General features: G+C 70.4%; 19 protein-coding genes and 1 pseudogene. 4 read left to right on the top strand and 16 right to left on the bottom strand.

Annotation, left to right across the window (positions count from 1 at the left end):
• Positions 1 to 5 precede the first annotated feature (5 nt).
• From AB0M83_RS10165 to AB0M83_RS10145, 5 genes are all read right to left on the bottom strand, one after another.
• A complete protein-coding gene (locus tag AB0M83_RS10165) occupies positions 6 to 329 on the bottom strand; it encodes a hypothetical protein (RefSeq protein WP_364515241.1) in 324 nt (107 codons plus the stop codon).
• A gap of 109 nt (positions 330 to 438) precedes the next feature.
• Positions 439 to 801 carry a BlaI/MecI/CopY family transcriptional regulator gene (locus AB0M83_RS10160; protein ID WP_364515238.1) on the bottom strand — a complete coding sequence of 121 codons (363 nt, stop codon included), beginning with the start codon at positions 799 to 801 and terminating at the stop codon, positions 439 to 441.
• Positions 802 to 1149: 348 nt separating this feature from the next.
• Positions 1150 to 1500, bottom strand: a complete 351-nt coding sequence (locus AB0M83_RS10155; RefSeq protein ID WP_364515235.1) for a hypothetical protein — start codon at positions 1498 to 1500, stop codon at positions 1150 to 1152.
• A gap of 12 nt (positions 1501 to 1512) precedes the next feature.
• Complete coding sequence (locus AB0M83_RS10150) at positions 1513 to 2010, bottom strand: helix-turn-helix domain-containing protein (RefSeq protein WP_364515232.1); 498 nt, start codon at positions 2008 to 2010, stop codon at positions 1513 to 1515.
• A gap of 67 nt (positions 2011 to 2077) precedes the next feature.
• The gene (locus AB0M83_RS10145) at positions 2078 to 2932 is read right to left on the bottom strand and encodes a helix-turn-helix transcriptional regulator (protein ID WP_364515229.1); all 855 of its coding nucleotides are present in this window, start codon (positions 2930 to 2932) and stop codon (positions 2078 to 2080) included.
• A gap of 93 nt (positions 2933 to 3025) precedes the next feature.
• Between AB0M83_RS10145 and AB0M83_RS10140 the strand changes: the two genes are divergently transcribed.
• Positions 3026 to 3982 carry an SDR family NAD(P)-dependent oxidoreductase gene (locus AB0M83_RS10140; protein WP_364515226.1) on the top strand — a complete coding sequence of 319 codons (957 nt, stop codon included), beginning with the start codon at positions 3026 to 3028 and terminating at the stop codon, positions 3980 to 3982.
• Between the two features lie 35 nt (positions 3983 to 4017).
• On the opposite strand, the gene AB0M83_RS10135 is transcribed toward AB0M83_RS10140, so the two are convergent.
• The 6 genes and pseudogenes from AB0M83_RS10135 to AB0M83_RS10110 form a co-directional block, all read right to left on the bottom strand.
• On the bottom strand, positions 4018 to 4860 hold the full coding sequence (locus AB0M83_RS10135) for a hypothetical protein (protein WP_364515224.1): 843 nt from the start codon (positions 4858 to 4860) through the stop codon (positions 4018 to 4020).
• Entirely contained in the window at positions 4857 to 5756 is a 900-nt protein-coding gene (locus AB0M83_RS10130) for a zinc-binding dehydrogenase (RefSeq protein WP_364515221.1), read from the bottom strand. The genes AB0M83_RS10135 and AB0M83_RS10130 overlap by 4 nt, the downstream gene beginning before the upstream one ends.
• A gap of 98 nt (positions 5757 to 5854) precedes the next feature.
• Positions 5855 to 6010, bottom strand: a pseudogene (locus tag AB0M83_RS10125) (alcohol dehydrogenase catalytic domain-containing protein); the annotation flags it as partial.
• A complete protein-coding gene (locus AB0M83_RS10120; protein WP_364515218.1) occupies positions 6007 to 6264 on the bottom strand; it encodes a hypothetical protein in 258 nt (85 codons plus the stop codon). The gene AB0M83_RS10120 and the pseudogene AB0M83_RS10125, both read right to left, overlap by 4 nt.
• Positions 6261 to 7010 carry an SRPBCC family protein gene (locus AB0M83_RS10115; protein ID WP_364515216.1) on the bottom strand — a complete coding sequence of 250 codons (750 nt, stop codon included), beginning with the start codon at positions 7008 to 7010 and terminating at the stop codon, positions 6261 to 6263. Before AB0M83_RS10115 ends, AB0M83_RS10120 begins: the two co-directional genes overlap by 4 nt.
• A 353-nt stretch (positions 7011 to 7363) precedes the next feature.
• Positions 7364 to 7981: a TetR/AcrR family transcriptional regulator gene (locus AB0M83_RS10110; protein ID WP_364515213.1), complete on the bottom strand. Its 618-nt coding sequence runs from the start codon at positions 7979 to 7981 to the stop codon at positions 7364 to 7366.
• Positions 7982 to 8105: 124 nt separating this feature from the next.
• Here AB0M83_RS10110 and AB0M83_RS10105 point away from each other — a divergent pair, with 124 nt between their 5' ends.
• A complete protein-coding gene (locus AB0M83_RS10105; protein ID WP_364515210.1) occupies positions 8106 to 9008 on the top strand; it encodes an NAD-dependent epimerase/dehydratase family protein in 903 nt (300 codons plus the stop codon).
• Positions 9009 to 9043: 35 nt separating this feature from the next.
• On the opposite strand, the gene AB0M83_RS10100 is transcribed toward AB0M83_RS10105, so the two are convergent.
• Together AB0M83_RS10100 and AB0M83_RS10095 are read right to left on the bottom strand one after the other, a co-directional pair.
• Positions 9044 to 10786: an arabinofuranosyltransferase gene (locus AB0M83_RS10100; RefSeq protein WP_364515207.1), complete on the bottom strand. Its 1743-nt coding sequence runs from the start codon at positions 10784 to 10786 to the stop codon at positions 9044 to 9046.
• Between the two features lie 152 nt (positions 10787 to 10938).
• Positions 10939 to 11301 (bottom strand): FG-GAP repeat protein, encoded by a 363-nt coding sequence (locus AB0M83_RS10095; RefSeq protein WP_364515204.1) that lies wholly within the window; start codon positions 11299 to 11301, stop codon positions 10939 to 10941.
• A 705-nt stretch (positions 11302 to 12006) separates the two neighbouring features.
• Between AB0M83_RS10095 and AB0M83_RS10090 the strand changes: the two genes are divergently transcribed.
• Positions 12007 to 12681, top strand: a complete 675-nt coding sequence (locus AB0M83_RS10090; RefSeq protein ID WP_364515201.1) for a uracil-DNA glycosylase — start codon at positions 12007 to 12009, stop codon at positions 12679 to 12681.
• 281 nt (positions 12682 to 12962) lie between these two features.
• The gene (locus tag AB0M83_RS10085) at positions 12963 to 13859 is read left to right on the top strand and encodes an SDR family oxidoreductase (RefSeq protein ID WP_364515198.1); all 897 of its coding nucleotides are present in this window, start codon (positions 12963 to 12965) and stop codon (positions 13857 to 13859) included.
• Positions 13860 to 14621: 762 nt separating this feature from the next.
• Here the strand turns inward: AB0M83_RS10085 and AB0M83_RS10080 are convergent.
• The 3 genes from AB0M83_RS10080 to ctaD form a co-directional block, all read right to left on the bottom strand.
• On the bottom strand, positions 14622 to 15230 hold the full coding sequence (locus AB0M83_RS10080) for a hypothetical protein (RefSeq protein WP_364515195.1): 609 nt from the start codon (positions 15228 to 15230) through the stop codon (positions 14622 to 14624).
• Positions 15231 to 15244: 14 nt separating this feature from the next.
• Entirely contained in the window at positions 15245 to 16375 is a 1131-nt protein-coding gene (locus AB0M83_RS10075) for a zinc-dependent alcohol dehydrogenase (RefSeq protein ID WP_364515418.1), read from the bottom strand.
• A gap of 412 nt (positions 16376 to 16787) precedes the next feature.
• The gene (ctaD, locus tag AB0M83_RS10070; RefSeq protein WP_364515193.1) at positions 16788 to 18560 is read right to left on the bottom strand and encodes a cytochrome c oxidase subunit I; all 1773 of its coding nucleotides are present in this window, start codon (positions 18558 to 18560) and stop codon (positions 16788 to 16790) included.
• Positions 18561 to 18872: the final 312 nt, after the last annotated feature.

The raw sequence follows: 18872 nt of genomic DNA, 5'->3' as shown, positions 1-18872 counted from the left end.
CGCCGTCAGCCGGGGCTGTACGCGAGGGGCCGGTCGTCCGGCAGCCACAGCGTGGGGATCGGCCGGGTGTCGTGGGTGCCGGTGAGCCGCAGCGCGGTCAGGTGGTGCCGGCGCAGGACGGTGCGCCGGCACCGCCGGGCGAGCGAGGTGACCGCCGGCCGCCCGGCCGCGGCGACCAGAACGGCGCCGGAGACGCCGCCGACGACCGGGTCGAGTGCGGGGAAGTCGTCGTGACCGACCGCTGACCAGCAGTCGTGGAGCAGCTGGACGATCGCGCCGGCGGGGCCGTGGCCGTCGCGGTGACCACGCCCGCGGCGGCCGGCAGCCACCAGGCGATCGCCGTGCCGGGATCGGTTCTCGCCGAGACCAGCCGGCTCAGCAGGGGCGGCGACCACCAGCCGACCGCGATGCCGCCGAGCGGCAACGCCGCCGCGAGGATCACCGCTTTCGCGGCTTCCGGCGCAGCGCCCGGCGGAGGACGTCCGACTCCTCCTCCGTGACGGTGCTGACGAAGTGCAGCAGGACCGACTCGCGGTCGTCGACGGAGTCGAGCACCGCCCGCAGGCTCCGCGCGGTGGCTTCGGCGCGCGTGGTCACGGCGCGGTAGTGGTAGGCGCGGTTCTCCAGGTCGCGGACGACCCAGCCCTTCCGGTGCAGGTTGTCCAGGACGGTCATGACGGTGGTGTAGGCCAGGTCGCGGTGCTGGTTGAGCTCGTCGAGCACCTGACGGACCCGCAGGGGCTCCGCCGTGCTCCAGAGCACGTCCATCACCGACGCTTCGAGCTCGCCCAGACCCAGCATGACACCTCCGGTGGGCAAGAATACGTCCCGCGGCGGTGAACGGCCTGCCCATCGCCGGGACGGTGCCGAACTGCCTATTGTCCGTTGTGGACAGGGAGTCGTTGCCGCTGCAGGCGCCGAGGCGCGGCGGGCCACACCGCAAGGTTCGCAGGTGAGCTCCAGGCGGAATGTGCGGATGTCTACGACTGCCCTGCGGCCACCTCGTACATGATCCCCAGGCCGTCCTCAGCGCCGCGCGAACCGGTGCAAGGCGTCGAGCGCGGCCGGGGCGAGGGTGTCCGGGTGGTCGGCGTCGACGGCCAGCGACACCATGACCGTGGCGAGGGGGAGAGCATCGGCTTGTCTCTTTCAGCGCAGAGCGTCTTCGACCAGCGCGACCGTCGCGCGCGGGTCGTCGACTTGGAGGACGAGGCGGGCGTAGCGCTCGTCGGCGAGTTCGATCACGACGGCCTTCGACGGATCCTTGATGTCCCAGAACACCTTTTCGCCGTCGAGGTGGAACGTGCCCGCCGTGATCACGCCGGGCAGGTGGGCGCCCGGCGCGCGGATTCCCTTGGGGTCGGCGGCGATGCCGGGGTCCGCGGTCGCGCCGCGGACGTTGGCCAGCGGGATGGTGAGGCTGCTCTTGAAGGCCCAGAGCTTGTCGAGACCTTCGATCACGACAACGAGGTCGTCGCCGTCGATGTGGACCAGTGCCATGGCTTTTCCTTGTCAGTCGGGAGAATCGAAGCGCTGGGTGAGCGCGGCGCCGACACCGTCGGGGTTGCCGCGCAGGAGGATGCCCAGTGCGGCCGCCGTGAGGCCGGCGGCCAGGGGAGCAGGGACGTCGAGCGCGTCGGCGATCGCCTGGTCGATGGCGGTCAACGCCGTGGCCACCTCGGCGGCCACCTCCTCGTCGGCCGGTGCCCGTTCGACCGCCGCGAGCAGCAGCAGGCCGAGGTCGGCCGACGTGACGAGCCGGAGCGCGGTCGCGGCATCCGGTGCCGCGGCGAGCGCTTCGGTCAAGGGGAGGACGTCGGCGAGGTGGCGGCGCAGGGCGACCAGGTAGAGACCGCGCTTGCTGCCGAACGTCTTGTACAGGCTGTTGCGGTGCACGCCGAGGTGGGTGACGAGGTCGTCGACGGACACCCCGTCGTACGCGCGGCCACCGAACAACTTCACGGCGGCCCGCACCACTTCGTCTTCGTCGAACGCCCGTTGCCTGCCCATGCCACGACGTTAGCCTTTTGAGGAACGATCAGTCAAGAACGACCGTTCCTCAAAAGTGGATCCGTGGTCAGGGCCGCAGCGACTGGGTGCCGAGAACGGCGGCGAGGGCCAGGCGGTCGGCGTCCTCGGTGCCGGGCTCGGCGGTGTAGACGCTGATGCGCAGGTCGTCGAGGGCGACGAGCAGCGTGTCGCAGTCGAGGGTGAGCGTGCCGACCGCGGGGTGGTCGATGGTCTTGCGCCGCGACGGGTCGGGCAGGGGCGGCGGGGCTTCGGCGTCCCACAGTTCGGCGAACCGCGGGCTGCCGGCGGCCAGGTCGGCGACCAGGCGCCGCAGCGCGCGGTCGGCGGGGTAGCGCGACGCGGTCAGGCGCAGGTCGGCCACGAGCCGGGCTTCGTGTTCGGCTTGTTCCGCCGGGGTGTGCACGACCCTCGACGGCAGCCGGGCGACGTTGCGCCACACGGCGTTGCGGTCCAGCCCGCGCCAGGTGGTCGTGTCGCCCATGAGCGCGTCGTAGGGCGCGTTGGCCAGCACGAGCGTCCAGCTGGCGTCGTAGACGACCACCGGCGTGTGCGACAGCCGGTCGAGCAGCCGCTGCACGCTCGGGGTGACCCGCGACGGCACGACGTCCGGGCCGGGCGCGGCGTGCCCGGCCAGCCGGTAGAGCAGGTCGCGGTCGGTGTCGGCCAGGCGCAGCGCGCGGGCCAGCGACTCGACGACCTGCGTCGACGGCGCGGTCGCCCGTCCCTGCTCGAGACGGGTCAGGTAGTCGGCCGAGATGCCGGCGAGCGCGGCCAGTTCTTCGCGGCGCAACCCGCTGGCCCGGCGCCGCCGGCCCGCCGGGACACCGACGGTCTCGGGGGCCACCCGGTCGCGCCAGCGGCGCACCGTCCGGCCGAACTCCCACGCTTCCACGAGGTCCATTCTGGACGAGCCCGCACCGGTTGTCCTGGTCCTGGCAGTCCTACGAAAACCGGACGACTGGCTGCGGTCGCGCCGTTCTCGCAGGCTGGAGCCATGACCGAACCCGGAACCGTCCTCATCACCGGCCCCACGCGCAACCTGGGCCGGCACGCCGTGCTGGCCATGGCCGGCCGCCCGGACGGGCAGCGGCCCGACCTGCTGCTCGTCGGCCGCGCCGGGCGCGACCTGACCGCGGTCGCCGACGAGGCTCGCGCCCTCGGGGCGCGCGTGCACACGATCGGCTGCGACCTGGCGAGCCTGGCCGACGTCCGGGCCGCCGCGGTCACCGCCCGCGGCCTGATCGCCGGCGGCGCGGTCCGTCCGCTGCGCGCGCTGGTCGCCAACGCCGGCACCATGTCGGCCGACACCCGGCGAGCCTCGGCCGACGGCTACGAGCTGACGTTCGCCGTCAACCACCTCGCCCACGCGCAGCTCATCGGCGACCTGCTCGCCTCGTTCACCGCCCCGGCGCGGATCGTGCTGATCGGCTCGAACACCTACCAAGCCAACTTCTGGCGCAAGCTGCTGCACGTGCCGGAGGCGAAGTGGGCCGACCCCGTCGAGCTCGCCCGCCCGGCCGGTGGCGACCAGGCGCCGGGCATGGAGGCCTCCGGTGTCGCGTATTCCAACGCCAAGCTCGCGATCCTCTACTACGCCCACGAGCTGCAGCGTCAGGCCGGCGCGGGCATCAACGTGTCGGTGTTCGAGCCGGGCTGGATGCCCGGCACCGCACTGGGCCGCGGCGCGCCCGCGGCGTTGCAGGCGATGAGCCGCGCCCTGGGCCGGATGCCCGGCGTCTCGACGCCGCAGCGCTCGGGGCCGCTGCTGGCCGCGATGGCCCTCGACGAGCGGTGGGCGAACCTGCGTGACGGAGCGTTCGTGCTGAAGACCAAGCTGACAGAGGTCCAGCCGGTCGCCCACGACCGCAACCGCGAGCGGCGCCTGTGGGAGGCGACCGCCGAGCTCCTGGAACGGGCGGGCGCGTCGCGTACTCCAGGCACGGAGAAATGACGGGGCGAGGCCGACCCGCGTAACGCCGCTGTCGCTTACTCGTCCTCGCGCGAGTTTCGGGTGGAGCGGGCGCTGTCCGCGGAGTTCCGGTCTTCCTGCCGGCGCCGGTTTCGTTCCTGACGTTCCCGTTCCCGCCGGCCGTACGTCGCGTTCCGGACGGTCTCCTCATCCTCCAGGCTCGACCCGAGCGCACCGGCGACGATCCCGACGGAACTGCACAGCCACACCAGGTTCAAGTACGAACCCACCCCGACCGGGTGCCCCAGGCTCTGCGCGAAATAGCCGCTGTCGATCAGCACGGCCGCCGCGAGCAGCGCGAGCACGAACAGGATCGCGTACATGCACGCCACCCCGATCGCCAGTGTGGTCGCCGTGGACACGTTGTACAGCATGGCTTTGCGTCGTTCGTCGGCTCCGGAAGGCCGCTCCCACAGGTGGTTGTACGCCGTCAACCACACCGTCATGACCAGGATGGTGACCACCGTGATCGCCGCCAGCCGCAGCGGGGACAGCGCGTCCGCGAGCTTCCAGAACGAGCTGGTGATGATGCCGTAGGCGGCGGTCCCGGCCGCGGCCGCGGTGGCTCCCGCGAGGTGCGGGACGAGCCGCCACGGGCGGTTGTCCCGCACCATCCCGGCCAGCAGCCGCAGCCGGCCGCGCAGCCCGACCAGAGCGAGGTGCGTCGCGGCCGACTCGCGGTCGGCGGACACGCGCTGCGTCGGGGCCAGCGCCTCACGCAGCCGCGCCACCATCCCCCGCCCGCGGTGGTCCCCGTCGATCCCGAGCGGCCGCGACACCAGCTGCCGCACCACGCGGACGAGCAACGCCCGGGCCCGGTGCCGCACCAGGACGGCACCGAGCGCGGGCAGCGAGATCATCGCGACCCCGTGCTGTTCTTGAAGATCTCGAAGCCGCGTTCCGCCTCGTCCAGCGCCAGCGTGTGGGTGATGATCCGGGTCGGATCGAGCTCCCCGCGTTCGATGCGCCGCAGCAGCGGCTTCATGTAGCGCTGCACGTGGCACTGCCCGGTCCGCAGGGTCAGCGACCGGTTCATCCACGCGCCGGCGGGGAATTTGTCCAGCAGCCCGCCGTACACGCCGATCACCGACACCACGCCGCCGCTGCGGCACGACAGGATCGCTTGGCGCAACGCGTGCGGACGTTCGGTCTCCGATCGCACGGCCTGCTTGACCCGGTCGTACGCGGCGATGTGCGCGCTGCCGTGGGTGGCCTCCAGGCCGACCGCGTCGATGCACTTGTCGGGTCCGCGGCCACCGGTCAGTTCCAGCAGCCGGGACCGCACGTCGACCTCGTCGAAGTTGACGGGCGTGTACCCCGCCCGTTCCGCCATGTCCAGCCGGTACGGCTCCTTGTCGATGGCGATGACCTTCGCGGCGCCCAGCACCCGGGCGCTGTCCATGGCCAGCTGGCCGACCGGGCCGGCGCCCCAGACCGCCACCACGTCGCTGGGCTGGATGTCGCACATCTCGGCACCCATGTAACCGGTGGGCAGGATGTCGGAGAGGAACAGCACCTGTTCGTCGGTCAGGTCCGACTCGATCTTCAGCGGGCCGACGTCGGCGAACGGCACCCGCGCGTACTGCGCCTGACCGCCCGCGAAACCACCGGTCAGGTGCGAATAGCCGAAGATCCCGCAGACGGGGTGACCGAACATCTTCTCCGCGATCCCGGCGTTGGGATTGGTGTTCTCACAGCAGGAGTACAGCTCCGCGGCGCAAGCACCACACGCGCCGCACGCGATCGGGAACGGCACGACGACCCGGTCGCCGACGCGCAGCCGGCCCGGATCGACGCCGGGCCGACCTCGACCACTTCGCCCATGAACTCGTGGCCCAGGACGTCGCCGTCCCGCATGGTCGGTACGTACCCGTCGACCAGGTGCAGGTCCGAGCCGCAGATCGCGGTGGAGGTGATCCGGACGATCGCGTCGCGGCTGTTGAGGATCTTCGGGTCCGGCACGTCCCGGACCTCGACCTTGTTGCGGCCCGCCCAGGTGGTCGCCCTCATGCGTCCGCTCCCTTCTCGAGCTCGGCGTCCGACAGCGGCTGCGCCGGACGTTGGGGGAATTCCTTGCGCGCCTGCTTGCCCCAGGGGGCGCCGTCGGACCGGACGACCTCGCCGGTTTCCAGGACCTGCTTGAGCCGGCGCAGGCCGTCGTCGAGCTGCTGGTGCGGTTCTTCGCCGAAGTACTTGGCGACGGCCTTGCCGACCGCGCCGCCCGGGATCTCGTACACCAGGACGACGTTCACTTCGGTGCTCACGCCGTCGGGGGCGGGCGCGAACCACACCGTGCCGGCGTTCGGCACGTCGGCTTTCCGGTCGACCGCCACGCGATCCTCTCGCCGGGCGTCTCGTCGAGGATTTCCGCGTCCCACTCGACGTTCTTGCCGAACGGGGCACTGGCGGACCAGTGGCTCGTCCGGTCACCGGTGGTGCGCACCTGCTCGAGGTGCGCCATGAACGACGGAAGGTTCTCCAGGTCGCGCCAGAACGTGTAGACGTCCGACGCGGGTTTGCGGATGGTTGTCGTCGCGGTCAACTCCATGGATCCTCCTTTGCGTGCGTCGCGCGCCGCCGGCGCGGAGCCGATGTTCTTCGCGCGACTGGCCCGCACCGCGGTCAGCAGGTCCAGCACCGTGATCCCGGCGACGGCGCCGGTGACCCCGACGAGCCGCCGCCGGCGGCGCCCGCCACGGTGGGCGATGGCCAGCCCCAGCGCGGTCAGGTCCATCGCGTCGCCCGCGACCCTGGTCCACGCCCAGACGCCCTTCCGCCGGCTCGTCAGGAGCCCGGCCGCGTGGACCAGCTCCCGCGCCCCGACGGCCGGCACCACCGCCCGGGACCTCGCGGAATCGTCCACACCGCTGATCCGGCGCACCGTGTCCGGCGCCGCCAGCTGCGCCGCGCCCAGACCGAGACTCAGCCACCCGAGCCGACGGCCCTGCCGCTGGACCTCGTCGTGCCTGGCTTGTCTCGCCGTTCGGCTTGGCGATGCGGTCGTGGGCAACCTCCGTATCCGAACGTGCCTGGGTGCGTGCGATCCCGGCCCGGCTACCCCTCGGCAATCGGCTAACCCACCGATCGGCCACGGCGCGGAGAAGACAGCCGTTCGTACCAGCTGGGTCGCCCGCAAGTGGCCGTCGCGGGGCCGCTTGAGCCACGACGCGATAGGGCCGTCGACTCGGAAGGCGAGGCCGTGCAGAAGATCGTTTTGGCCCTTGGTGCTCAGCCTCGCTGGTGCTGGGGCGAGCGCACCCGCGGCCGCGGCCCGGCACGCGCCACCCTCGTCCGGCTGGACCCCGACCGGACCACCCATCACGCTAGTTGTCCATTGTAGACAACCTGGTTCGACCTGCCCTGCTAGCCGCTCGCCGCCCGATCGTTTGCCGGCGCTTCGGTTCGCCAGCCGAGGAGAATCGCGTGGAGCGCCTGTTCGGCGAGGCGGCGGGCGCGGTCGTTGCCGATTCGGCCGAGGTGGCCGAGCGACGCGATGCCGTGCAGTGTGCCCCAGAGGATCTCGCAGGCCTGGTCCGGATCGGCCAGCACCACGTCGTGGGCCGTCGACCAGCTGGTGAGCAATTCCTTGAGGACGTCGATGGCCGGCTCCACGACGCGCCGGCGTTCGTCCCCGTCGACCACCGGGTCGTTCATGACCCGGTAGAGGTGGGGGTGCTCGCCGGCGAACCGTACGTACTCCGACGCGATGCGCGTCATGCGCCGATCCGCGTCGGGCTCCTCGGCGGCCTCGCGGAACTCGGTCAGCATCAGGCGGTGGCCGTGCGCGACCAGCTCGAGCAGGAGCGCGTCCTTGTTGGCGAAGTGCTGGTAGACGACGGGCGCGGAGTATTCGACGTCGGTGGCGATGCGCCGGATCGTCAAGGCCGTGATGCCCTCGGTCTCGAGGACGTGCAGTGCGGCCTCGATGATCCGCTCGCGGGTCTTCGCCCGTTCGCGGGCCCGTCTCGTGCTGGTCGACATGGTCCGTCACTTCGCTTCAAGGGTGTCCTCGAACACTAGCCACCGCCCTTGACCGCGCCGGCGAAGAGCGTCAGAGTTAACGTCGTTAGAAAATCTAACAGCGTTAGCAAGCGAGGAGCTCGTCATGGCCAAGCACGTCGTCATCGGCGCCGGGTCGATCGGATCCAACGTCGCCCGTCTGCTCGTCGAGCAGGGGGAGACCGTCCGCATCATCACTCGCAGCGGTTCCGGTCCCGAGCACCGGCTGATCGACCGGGTCGCCGCCGACGCGTCCGACCCGTCCCGCCTGACTGAGCTGTCCCGCGGCGCGGAGGTGATCTACCACTGCGCCAACCCGCCGTCGTACACGTCGTGGGAGCGCCTGTTGCCACCCCTGCAGGCGGCGGCCGTCGCCACGGCCAAAGCGAACGGCGCCGTCCTCGCGCTGACCGGCAGTCTGTACGCCTACGGCCCGCAGCCCGATGGCCGGATGAACGAGCACACCCCGATGGCCGCTGCCGGGCACAAGGGGCGCCTGCGCAGGCGCATGTGGGAGCAGGCGCTCGCCGCGGGCATCCGCACCGTCGAGGTCCGCGGCTCCGACTACATCGGCAAGGACGCCAACGGCCTCTACTCCCTGCTCCTCGAGCAGGCCCTGCGGAAGGGGAAGCCGGCCTGGATCACCGGCGACCCGGACGTGCCGCACACCTTCACCGTCAACGTCGACATGGCACGGGCCCTCGTGAGGCTGGCCTCGGAGGAGCGGGCATGGGGCCGTGCCTGGCACGTGCCGTCGCCCCCGGCCGTCACCATCCGCGACCTGGCGCAGCGCTACGCCGTCGCGGCGGACCGGCCACCGATCAAGCTGATCCGGCTGCCGCGTTTCGTGATGCGCACGGCCGGACTGATCGTGCCGATGGCCCGCGAAGTGTCCGAAATGGACTACCAGTGGTATGCGCCGTTCCATATGGACGCGACGGAGACGGCCCGTACCTTCCAGCTGACGGCCACCGACCTCGACACCGCCATCCGCGCCGAGGTCCGCTGAAGCTCGCGCGATCCATCGGTCCTTCGCCCCGGGTCTCAGCTGCAGTGATGTGCCTGGCGGGGGTCGTGGTCGTAACGCAGGCTGCTGCGCCCGACGGCGTGGATGAGGTTCTGCCAGAAGCGCTCGGGCGTCAGTGGCGCCCGGACGGACTCGAGCATTTCCCGATCAGGTGAGCAGGCGAAGATGCCGCGGATCGCGTCGATGCTGGTGTCCACGACGTCGCCGTACCGGGTCAGTTCGGTCGAGGTTTCGTTGCTCAGCTCGGCGATGTCCCAGACGCTGCCGGCGTATTTGTTGTGGCCGATCCGGCGTTCCGGGTACGGAGTGGAATGCGCGGCGGTCGGGTTGGCCAGGCCGATCGGGTCGTGGACCCAGATATCCAGGGGCAGGAGCATGCCGGGGCCGCCGATGTTGAAGAACTGGACAACGGTGCGTCCGTTGGTCGTGGGGTAACGGTGCCAGACGCCTTGCTTGTTCTGGACGAGCACGGCCGGTTCCTGCCCGGTGGCGAGCATGGCGTTGAGGGGGCCGGCCATCGCGGTGAACTCGTCGAAGTCCTCGGCCAGGATCGGATGTTCGTGGTGGCTGGCGGCGACGTACGCGGCCCGTTCGTCGGCGACGTCGATGGTGTCGTTCGCAAGCCCGTTCAGGTCGGTGGCGGTGCGCAGCCACCCGCCGGCGACCACTGCCCACACCGCGAGCGCGACGACGGGTACGGCGGTCGCCCGGGTCAGCCGCACGGCCAGCACAGGCAGCAAGAGGCTGAACAGCGCCGGTAGCAGCATGCGGCCGTGCATGAAGTCGCCGCCGACGCGGACCACGTAGGTGGCCAGGGCCAGTCCGCCGAGCAGGGGCACTGCCACGACGACCGCGACCGGCCGGTCTACCCGGGTTCGCCACAGGCGCAGGCCGCCGAGCAGGGCACACAGGACGAGGGGGATCCACAGGTAGTAGGGCCCGGTGAAGTCGGTCAGGTAGTTCCACCCGCGGCCCCACAATGCGCCGGAGGCTTCCTTGACCAGGGCTGTGTTGGGGGTGAGCAGGCCGTAATAGCCCATCCGGAAGACCTGGTAGGCGATCGGCAGGGCCGCGGCCGCGGCGATCCACAGCAGGGCGCGGCGCCAGCCTCGCCATTCCAGCACCAGAAGCCCGACGCCGGCGACGGCGCTGAACAGCGCCAGGTCCGGCCGGACCAGCACACCGAGTCCGACGACGAGGGCAGTGACCGCGACCGGGCAGGCGGGTGTCCGGCGGGCGTGGCGGACGAGCAGCCACCAGGTCGAGCCGAGCCACAGGGTGATCAGGCCGGTTTCCAGGCCTGAGGTGGCGAAGTCGAGGGAGGGCGGCAGCACGATCAGCACGAGCGCCCCGGCCGGGACGACGAGCGCGGGACGCGTGGCGCTGACCAGTCGCCGGGTGCCGTCGAGTGCGAGGAGCAGGCCGCCGATGGAGCAGAGTAGTCCCAGGATCACGGCGAGCCACTCGAGGCGCAGGCCGGGGATCCAACCGAACGCAACCAACAGGTAGGTCCACAGGGTGCTGGTGTTGGACTCGACGCGTTCGCCGGCGTTGAAGACGGGTCCGTTGCCGGCGAGGATCTGGCGGACTGTGCGCAGGACGATCATGCCGTCGTCGCTCATCCAGCGCCGGTTCCAGGCCAGGACCGCGAACACAGCTACGGTGAGTCCCAGCAACAGCCAGGTCCCCAGCGCAGCCCGACGCACCCCGCCGAGCTCATCGGGCAGGGCGGGTGATTCGTCGGCGACGACCGTGCTCATCTGCGGACCGCTCCTTTTGCCGATGGGTGATGCCTGGTTGAGCCGTCCGGGCACCCACACCTGCGTCGGAGCTTCAGATCGGACATGGCGAACGCGAGGAGTGGGTACTGCTGGTGTCCGACCCCTGGTCAGAGAGAGTCACCGCACGATGATCACTCGTCGCTCGGTGCGGAGCTTATCAACCGGACTGCGGGCCCGGCCGGACCCGCATGGTGCCAGAGGATCGCGATCGCCCAAGGGACGGGAACTTCGCTGTTGTAAGCGAAGTTCCCGTGCCAGGGTGAGCTGGCCGCGAAACTCGTACCGGTGGACAGAGCTACGTAGACGTCTCCGGCGGTGCCGCGGGTGTAGGTGAGGATGTCGTCTTTGCCGTCGCCGTTGAAGTCTCCGACCACGGGTACTTCGTTGTTGGCAGCGAAGTAGTCCTGCCACATCGAGCCGTTGCCGTCGAACTTGGTGCCGTCGGAGAGTGTGACGTAGGCATCGGCGGTGCTCCCGCGGCTGAACGTGACCACGTCGGCCTTGCCGTCGCCAGGTACGCCGCCGCACCCTCGACCCAGCCGTCGGCATGTCAGCGACGGCACATGGTCGCGGTCAACCGCTCAACCGCACCGAAGGAGACGGGCGGTGGGCGAACCGCATCGAGGTCGACTCACGCGGGCGTCGGGCTTACTGCGGGCAGAGCGCCGTCGGCGTCGTGCCCCAGTTTTGCCCCCGCTACCGACCGGTGGCTGAACTTCCCCATGACGAAACTCAAGGTCCGCCACAACGAAAGACCGCCCTACCTGGATCTTCAGATCCGGTGGGCGGTGTTTCGTCACTGTGGAGCTAAGGGGACTCGAACCCCTGACTCCCTCACTGCCAGCGCCGTTCGCCGCAGTCCTGAGAGGGGGTTTGCCCCAGCTGTGCCCCAGTGAAATCAGTGAGAGAATCGCCGATCCGTCTCGGATGTCGTGCGCCGGACTCGCCATATTCCAGACGTTTCCCGGCTCGGCGAGATCAAGGACGGCCTGGTGCCCGCCCGGTGCGGCTGAGCACAAGACATGACTCCGGCGATCGTGCTCACGCAGAGCTTCTGCGCGGCAAGCGTGGCCAGGCCGCCGCGCATTGTCTGGTGCGGACGGCATTGTGGAGGGGTAAGGCAGGCTCTGTGCGCCCCAGGTCTTCGGTCTCGTCAACCGAAGTCGGCGGTGGTGGGCAAGTCGTGCTGGACTGGGGCTGTGTCCTTGACCGAGCTCGACCGGGTCGGCGCCCGGATCGTTTCCTGTGTCCGCTGCCCTCGCCTGGTGGCCTGGCGAACGGATGTCGCGGCCCAGGCGCCCGACCGCTATTCCGGGCAGGCGTACTGGGCCCGGCCCGTCCCGGGTTTCGGCGACCCGGCCGCTCGGATCTTCGTGCTCGGGCTGGCGACGGCCGCGCACGGGGGAAACCGCACCGGACGAGCCTTCACCGGGAACCCCACGGCGAGTCTTCTGATGCGGGCCCTGCACCGGGCGGGGCTCGCCGACCGGCCGGTGTCCGACCACGCCGGTGATGGGCTGCGGCTGCACCGGACGTGGCTGGCCTCGGCCGTCCGCTGCGCCCCACCGGCCAACCGGCCGACGCCGGCCGAGCGCGACAACTGCCTGCCGTACCTCTCGGCCGAAGTGGCTGCCCTCGACGATCTGCGCGTGCTCGTCTGCCTCGGTGGGTTCGCCTGGCGGGCCGCGCTGCACTGGGCGGGGGTTCGGCCGAAGCCGGCGTTCGCCCACGGCGGGGAACACCGGCTGGGCAGCGGGCTGGTGCTGCTGGGCAGCTATCACCCGAGTCCGCGCAACGTGCACACCGGCCTGCTCACCGAGCCGATGCTCGACGAAGTGTTCGCCCAGGCGTGCGGGCTCGCCGGCTTCACCTGAGCCCCGGTGCCGGCTTTCGCTCCCCGCCTGGCCACGCGATCCTGGGTAGCCCGTCAAAGGGCCTTGCCGAGCGCGTCCGGCCGCGCTGGTCGCCGTCCTCATGCCGGCCGGGTGGTCCCGGTCCGCCGCCGTCCCGGTGACGCCGTTCTCGGGGAGGCGACGGTAACCGCGGGCGTCACGTGATCGATGCGTCGCCACCGGCGGCCACCGGAAATCTCGGCGGCGGCGTGGACGTCGCCGAATCGGGTACAGGCCACCAGGAAGACCTTGAGGAGGCGGGTATGACCGAAGACCAGCACAGCCAGGAGACCGCGGAGCGGCACCCGAGCCCGGAGGAGCAGCAGGGCCATGAGCAGCCGCACCCCGGCTCGGGCGAGGCCATGGACCCGGCACCGGACCACGGTGAGGAGTCCTACCGCGGTAGCGGCCGGCTGGAGGGTCGCCGGGCGGTGATCACCGGTGGGGACTCCGGGATCGGCCGGGCGGTCGCGATTGCGTTTGCCCGTGAGGGCGCGGATCTGGTGTTGTCCTACCTGGAGGAGGAGCAGGACGACGCCGAGCGCACGGCGGAGCTGGTGCGCGAGGCGGGCCGGCGGGTGGTGCTGGTGCCCGGCGACATTCGCGACGAGCAGCACTGCACGCACGTCATCGACACGGCGGTTGCCGAACTGGGGGGCATCGACGTGCTGGTGAACAACGCCGCTTACCAGATGGCACAGGAAGAAGGCCTGCTCGCGATCTCCACCGAACAGTTCGACCGGGTGCTGAAGACCAACCTGTATGCGATGTTCTGGTTGTGCAAGGCGGCCGTGCCGCACATGCCCCGGGGGTCGGCGATCATCAACACGTCGTCGATCCAGGCGTCCCAGCCGTCGCCGGAGCTGCTGGACTACGCCACGACCAAGGGGGGAATCGTGACCTTCACCAAGGGGCTGGCCCAGGACCTGGCGGACAAGGGGATCCGGGTGAACTCGGTGGCACCGGGTCCGGTGTGGACGCCGCTGATCCCGGCCACCATGCCGAAGGAGAAGGTGGACTCGTTCGGCGAGCAGACTCCGATGGGCCGGGCCGGGCAACCGGCCGAGCTGGCTCCGGCGTTCGTGTTCTTCGCTTCCCAGGAGTCCAGCTATGTCACCGGCGAGGTTCTCGGTGTCACGGGCGGGCAGCCGCTGACCTGACCGGGTTCCGGCGACGGAGAACCGCTTCCGCTCGGCAAAGGGTGGGGGAGACCTGCGAGCGGAAGCGGTGGCTGAAGGGTCGGTACGGGGGTCGCCTCTCGGCGGATGCGCGACCCGGCTCCGGGGTGAACCGGTGTTCCGGGAGGGCGGAAGGGGTGAGGCCCGGGGACTCCGCCGTACCGACACCCCTTCCAACGCCCGCCGCAGCACGGTGTTCCCGTCCACCGACCGCGACGGGCGTGACGTGCGTCGCTCACAGATCCCGGCGGTGACCTGGTGCAGTTCATGTTGCCGTGCTGGGAGGCGCCGACGAGGATCCGGAACGGCCGGTTCGAGGCCGCTACGCGCCGCGCCTGGACCGGTGCGCCGGACGGTCCTGCCAACAGGACGTGCAGACCATGACCCGGCCGAGGAGGGTGCCCTCGCCGGAGACCACCCTGGCGACGTAAAGGGTGTCCCGGCCGCATCCCTCACCCGGAATGGGGCTGGTGTCCGGGCTGACCAACACCCGGTTCGGCATACGACGTCCTTCTGGCGAAGTCGAGTCCGACAGCGCCGGAGGGTCAGACACCCGGAATCGCGGTCACTCCCCGAGCACCGCTGGGGGAGCGGCTCGCCGAGGAGCGCCCGGACCCGGCCGCGGAGTCGTCCTCGACGCTGACCCTCCGAAGAGGACGCGTTGTTCGGAACGACAGGAGCGGCTCGAACTCGACCGGGACCTTCCGGCGCGGCCGAGGGGCACGGCCCGCGCCGGAGACGTCGTCACCGCGGGCCGGATCCCTTCCCGGCCTTCGCCCTGTTCGCCGTCCGGCGCACCAGCTTCCGGACGGCCGAGAAGGCCAGACCGCCGGCCAGCACCCACGGGCCCGCCACGATGATCGGGTCGAGCAGCTGGTGCTTGACGTCCGCGCGGTTCTTCCCGAGCCGCGAGGAGATCCCGTGCCGGCGGAACTCGCTCAGCACGCCGGTCTCGGTGATCGGGTTGTCCGGGCGCAGCGTGCCGAACGAGCGCAGGTGGCTTTCCCACGCGTCCACCCGGTCGGCGGCCAGCAGCAGGAGCCAGTGCGCGGCTCGTCCTTCGCTGTACTTCCGGTAGGACAGCTTGCGCAGCGCGCCGGAAATGCCCCTCGGCGGGCACGAGGTCCCGAAGACCGGGGTGAGGAACTTGTGCTCGATCGACCGTTCCCGCGGCCACTTCTCCGGCTGCCGTTCGGGGAACTCCCAGTGAGCACCCGAGCGGTCCTCCTGCCATTGCAGCTTGGGCACCGACGGCCGGTCCTTCGGGTCCAGGTCGGCGCCCCAGCCGGGGATCCGGGCACGCAGCTCGTCGCTCGACTCGGCGATCGGCGGCCGCTCCGAGGTATAGGTCATGGTCGTTGCCCTTCTCAGACGACGATGAGCGGCTTGATGCAGCCGTCCAGCTTGGCGGAGAACATGTGGTAGCCCTCGGCGATGTGCTCGAGGGGGATGCGGTGGGTGACGATGTCGCTGGGCTTGAGGTAGCCGTTGCGGATGTGCTCGAACAGCCGCGGCCACTGCCGCTTGACGGGGCACTGGTTCATCCGCAGCGTCAGCCCCTTGTTGAGCGCGTCGCCGAACTTGACGGCGCTGAACATCGGGCCGTAGGCACCCATCACCGAGATGGTGCCGCCCTTGCGGACGCCGTCGATGGCCCAGTTGAGCGCGACCGGCGACCCGCCCTGCAGCTTGAGCTTGGCCGAGGTGACGTGCTGGGTGAAGTTGCCGTCGGCCTCGGCGCCGACCGCGTCGATCGCGACGTCGGCGCCGAGGTGGTCGGTGATCTTCTTCAGGTGCACCACGATGTCGTCGTATTCGGCGAAGTTGTAGGTCTCGGCGTGGGCGAAGGTGCGGGCCTTCTCCAGCCGGTATTCGAGGTGGTCGATGACGATGACCCGGCCCGCGCCCATCAGCCAGGCCGACTTCGCCGCGAAGAGCCCGACCGGGCCGGCGCCGAAGACCACGACGACGTCGCCTTCCACGATGTCGCCGAGCTGCGCGCCGAAGTACCCGGTGGCGAGGGCGTCGGTGAGCAGGACGGCGTCCTCGTCGTCCAGCCAGTCCGGGATCACCGAAGGGCCGACGTCGGCGAACGGGACGCGGACGAACTCCGCCTGGCCTCCGTCGTAGCCGCCGGTGGTGTGGGAGTAGCCGTAGATGCCTCCGACGGCGGTGGCGTTGGGGTTGACGTTGTGGCAGTTCGAAAACAGGCCGCGCGCGCAGAACCAGCACGTCCCGCAGTAGACGTTGAACGGCACCATGACCCGGTCGCCGCGCCGGAGGTTCCGCACGCCGGAGCCCACTTCTTCGACCACGCCGATGAACTCGTGGCCGAAGGTCATGCCGACCCGGGTGTCCGGCATCATCCCGTGGTAGAGGTGCAGGTCGGAGCCGCAGATCGCGGCCGTCGTGACCCGCACGATCGCGTCACCGGGGTGTTCGATCGGCGGAACGTCCTTCTCTTCGACACGGATCTTGTACGGTCCGCGATACACCATGGCACGCACGGCGCCTCCTCCGGCAGATCGGTTCGGCGGGAGCCCGGGACGAGCCGGTCGTCGCGACGGCGGGTCATCCGGGCCGAGCGGGCGGAATACCCCGGTCCTTGTCCCGTAACCGTGCCCTGCCCCGCCCGGGCCCGCGGACTTCGGAGGCACGGCTCGCCGGTGGGCGTCCAGCCACAGCACGTGGGGGAAGCGCCGCAGCCCGGCTTTGCGCAGGGGGATGCCGCAGAGCGTCTGGTTGGTCCCGATCCGCCAGGCGTGCACGGACCCGCGGGGTTCGCGCACGCCTTCGTCGTCGAGCCATTGGTCCGACGCGGCCACGGCGGGTTCACGGCGTCCGGCCACTCAGGGCCGCCCGCGCCGCTGGTCGTAGTGCGGCAACGGCAGGTCTGGCACGACTCTCCTTTCACCGGCCGCGGGGGTCTTCGGTCTCGCCCTGCTCGTCGGGCTGGGTGGCGCCCGCGGCGACCTCGAACGGGGATGCGGCGTCCTTCGGGTGCCCCTTCGTGATGTGCGCTTCGGCGCGCATCCGCTCGATCATGTGCGGGTAGTGCAGTTCGAACGCGGGCCGTTCGGAGCGGATCCGCGGCAGCTCGAGGAAGTTGTGCCGCGGCGGCGGGCTGGTGGTGGCCCATTCGAGGGAGTTGCCGAAGCCCCACGGGTCGTCGGCGTCGACCGGCTCGCCGTAGCGGTAGGTCTTCACGACGTTCCAGATGAACGGCAGCACCGACAGGCCGAGCAGGAACGCGCCGATCGTGGACACCGTGTGCATGCCGGTGAAGCCGTCGCTGGAGAGGTAGTCGGCGTAGCGGCGCGGCATGCCCGCGTCGCCGAGCCAGTGCTGGACGAGGAACGTGGTGTGGAAGCCGAGGAACGTCGTCCAGAAGTGCCACTTCGCCAGACCCTCGTCGAGCATCCGGCCGGTGATCTTGGGGAACCAGAAGTAGATCCCGGCGAAGGTGGCGAACACGATCGTGCCGAACAGCACGTAGTGGAAGTGGGCGACGACGAAGTAGGTGTCGTGGACGTGGAAGTCCAGCGGCGGCGACGCCAGGATGATGCCGGTGAGGCCGCCGAGCAGGAACGTGACCAGGAACCCGACCGACCACAGCATCGGTGACTCGAATGTGACCGAGCCTTTCCACATGGTGCCGATCCAGTTGAAGAACTTGATGCCGGTCGGTACGGCGATGAGGAAGGTCATGAAGGAGAAGAACGGCAGCAGTACGGCGCCGGTGGCGAACATGTGGTGCGCCCACACCGCGACGGACAGCGCGGTGATCGCGAGGGTCGCGAACACCATCGTCTTGTAGCCGAACAGGGGTTTCCGGCTGAACACGGGGATGATTTCGGTGACGATCCCGAAGTAGGGCAGGGCGACGACGTAGACCTCGGGGTGGCCGAAGAACCAGAACAGGTGCTGCCAGAGGATCGCGCCGCCGTTTTCGGGGTCGAAGACGTGGGCGCCGAGGTGCCGGTCGGCCATCAGCCCGAACAGGGCGGCGGTGAGGATCGGGAAGGCGAGCAGGATCAGCACCGAGGTGAACAGGATGTTCCAGGTGAAGATCGGCATCCGCCACATGAGCATCCCGGGGCAGCGCAGGCAGACCACGGTGGTGATCATGTTGACCGCGCCGAGGATGGTGCCGAGGCCGGTGATGATCAGGCCGGCGATCCAGAGGTCGCCGCCGACGCCGGGGGAGTGGATGGCGTTGGACAGCGGGGTGTAGGCGGTCCAGCCGAAGTCGGGTGGGCCGCCCGGGGTGAGGTAGCCGGAGAGGACGATGAGGCCGCCGAAGAGGTAGAGCCAGTAGGAGAAGGCGTTGAGCCGGGGGAACGCGACGTCCGGTGAGCCGATCTGCAGGGGCAGGACGAAGTTGGCGAAGCCGAAGAGGTTGGGGGTGGCGTAGAGCAGCAGCATGATGGTGCCGTGCATGGTGAACAGCTGGTTGTACTGCTCGGGGGAGAGGAATTGCAGGCCGGGCCGTGCCAGTTCGCCGCGCATGAGCAGTGCGGTCAGGCCGCCGATGAGGAAGAACCCGAACGACGTCGTCAGGTACAGCACGCCGATCGTCTTGTGGTCGGTGGTGCGCAGCGTTTTCAGGATCGTCGAGCCGCGCGGGGCGCGCCACGCCGGGCGGTGGGGGATCGGGGTCGGCCGGGCAGCGGTGTCGGTCATGCGGTCCTCCGGTACGTCGGCGTCGCCCGCGCTTACCCGAGCCGCTTGGCGATACACCCGTTTTCCCGGGTTGTTTCGCGCGCGCCGGGTAGCCGGGTCGCGCGAAACTGCGGGAGGAGCGGCGACGGACCGGCCGAACCCCGGGTCACGGTCTGATGCCCGGCGGTTGAGGGCGATCGAACGCGGCTCCTGGCCACGCGCGTTCGTTCGGAACACGCCGGCAGTGCTGGCGATTCGAGCGCGGGCCAGGGTGTTCGCCGCGGATTTCTGGCTGCGCCGATGCCGCGGAGGGCCCGGCCGGCCGGGCAGGCA

The sequence above is a fragment of the Amycolatopsis sp. NPDC051106 genome (assembly GCF_040682775.1).
Taxonomy (GTDB): Bacteria; Actinomycetota; Actinomycetes; order Mycobacteriales; family Pseudonocardiaceae; genus Amycolatopsis.
The sequence above is the reverse complement of the archived record's forward strand: the minus strand, read 5'-3'. Positions and strand labels throughout refer to the sequence as shown.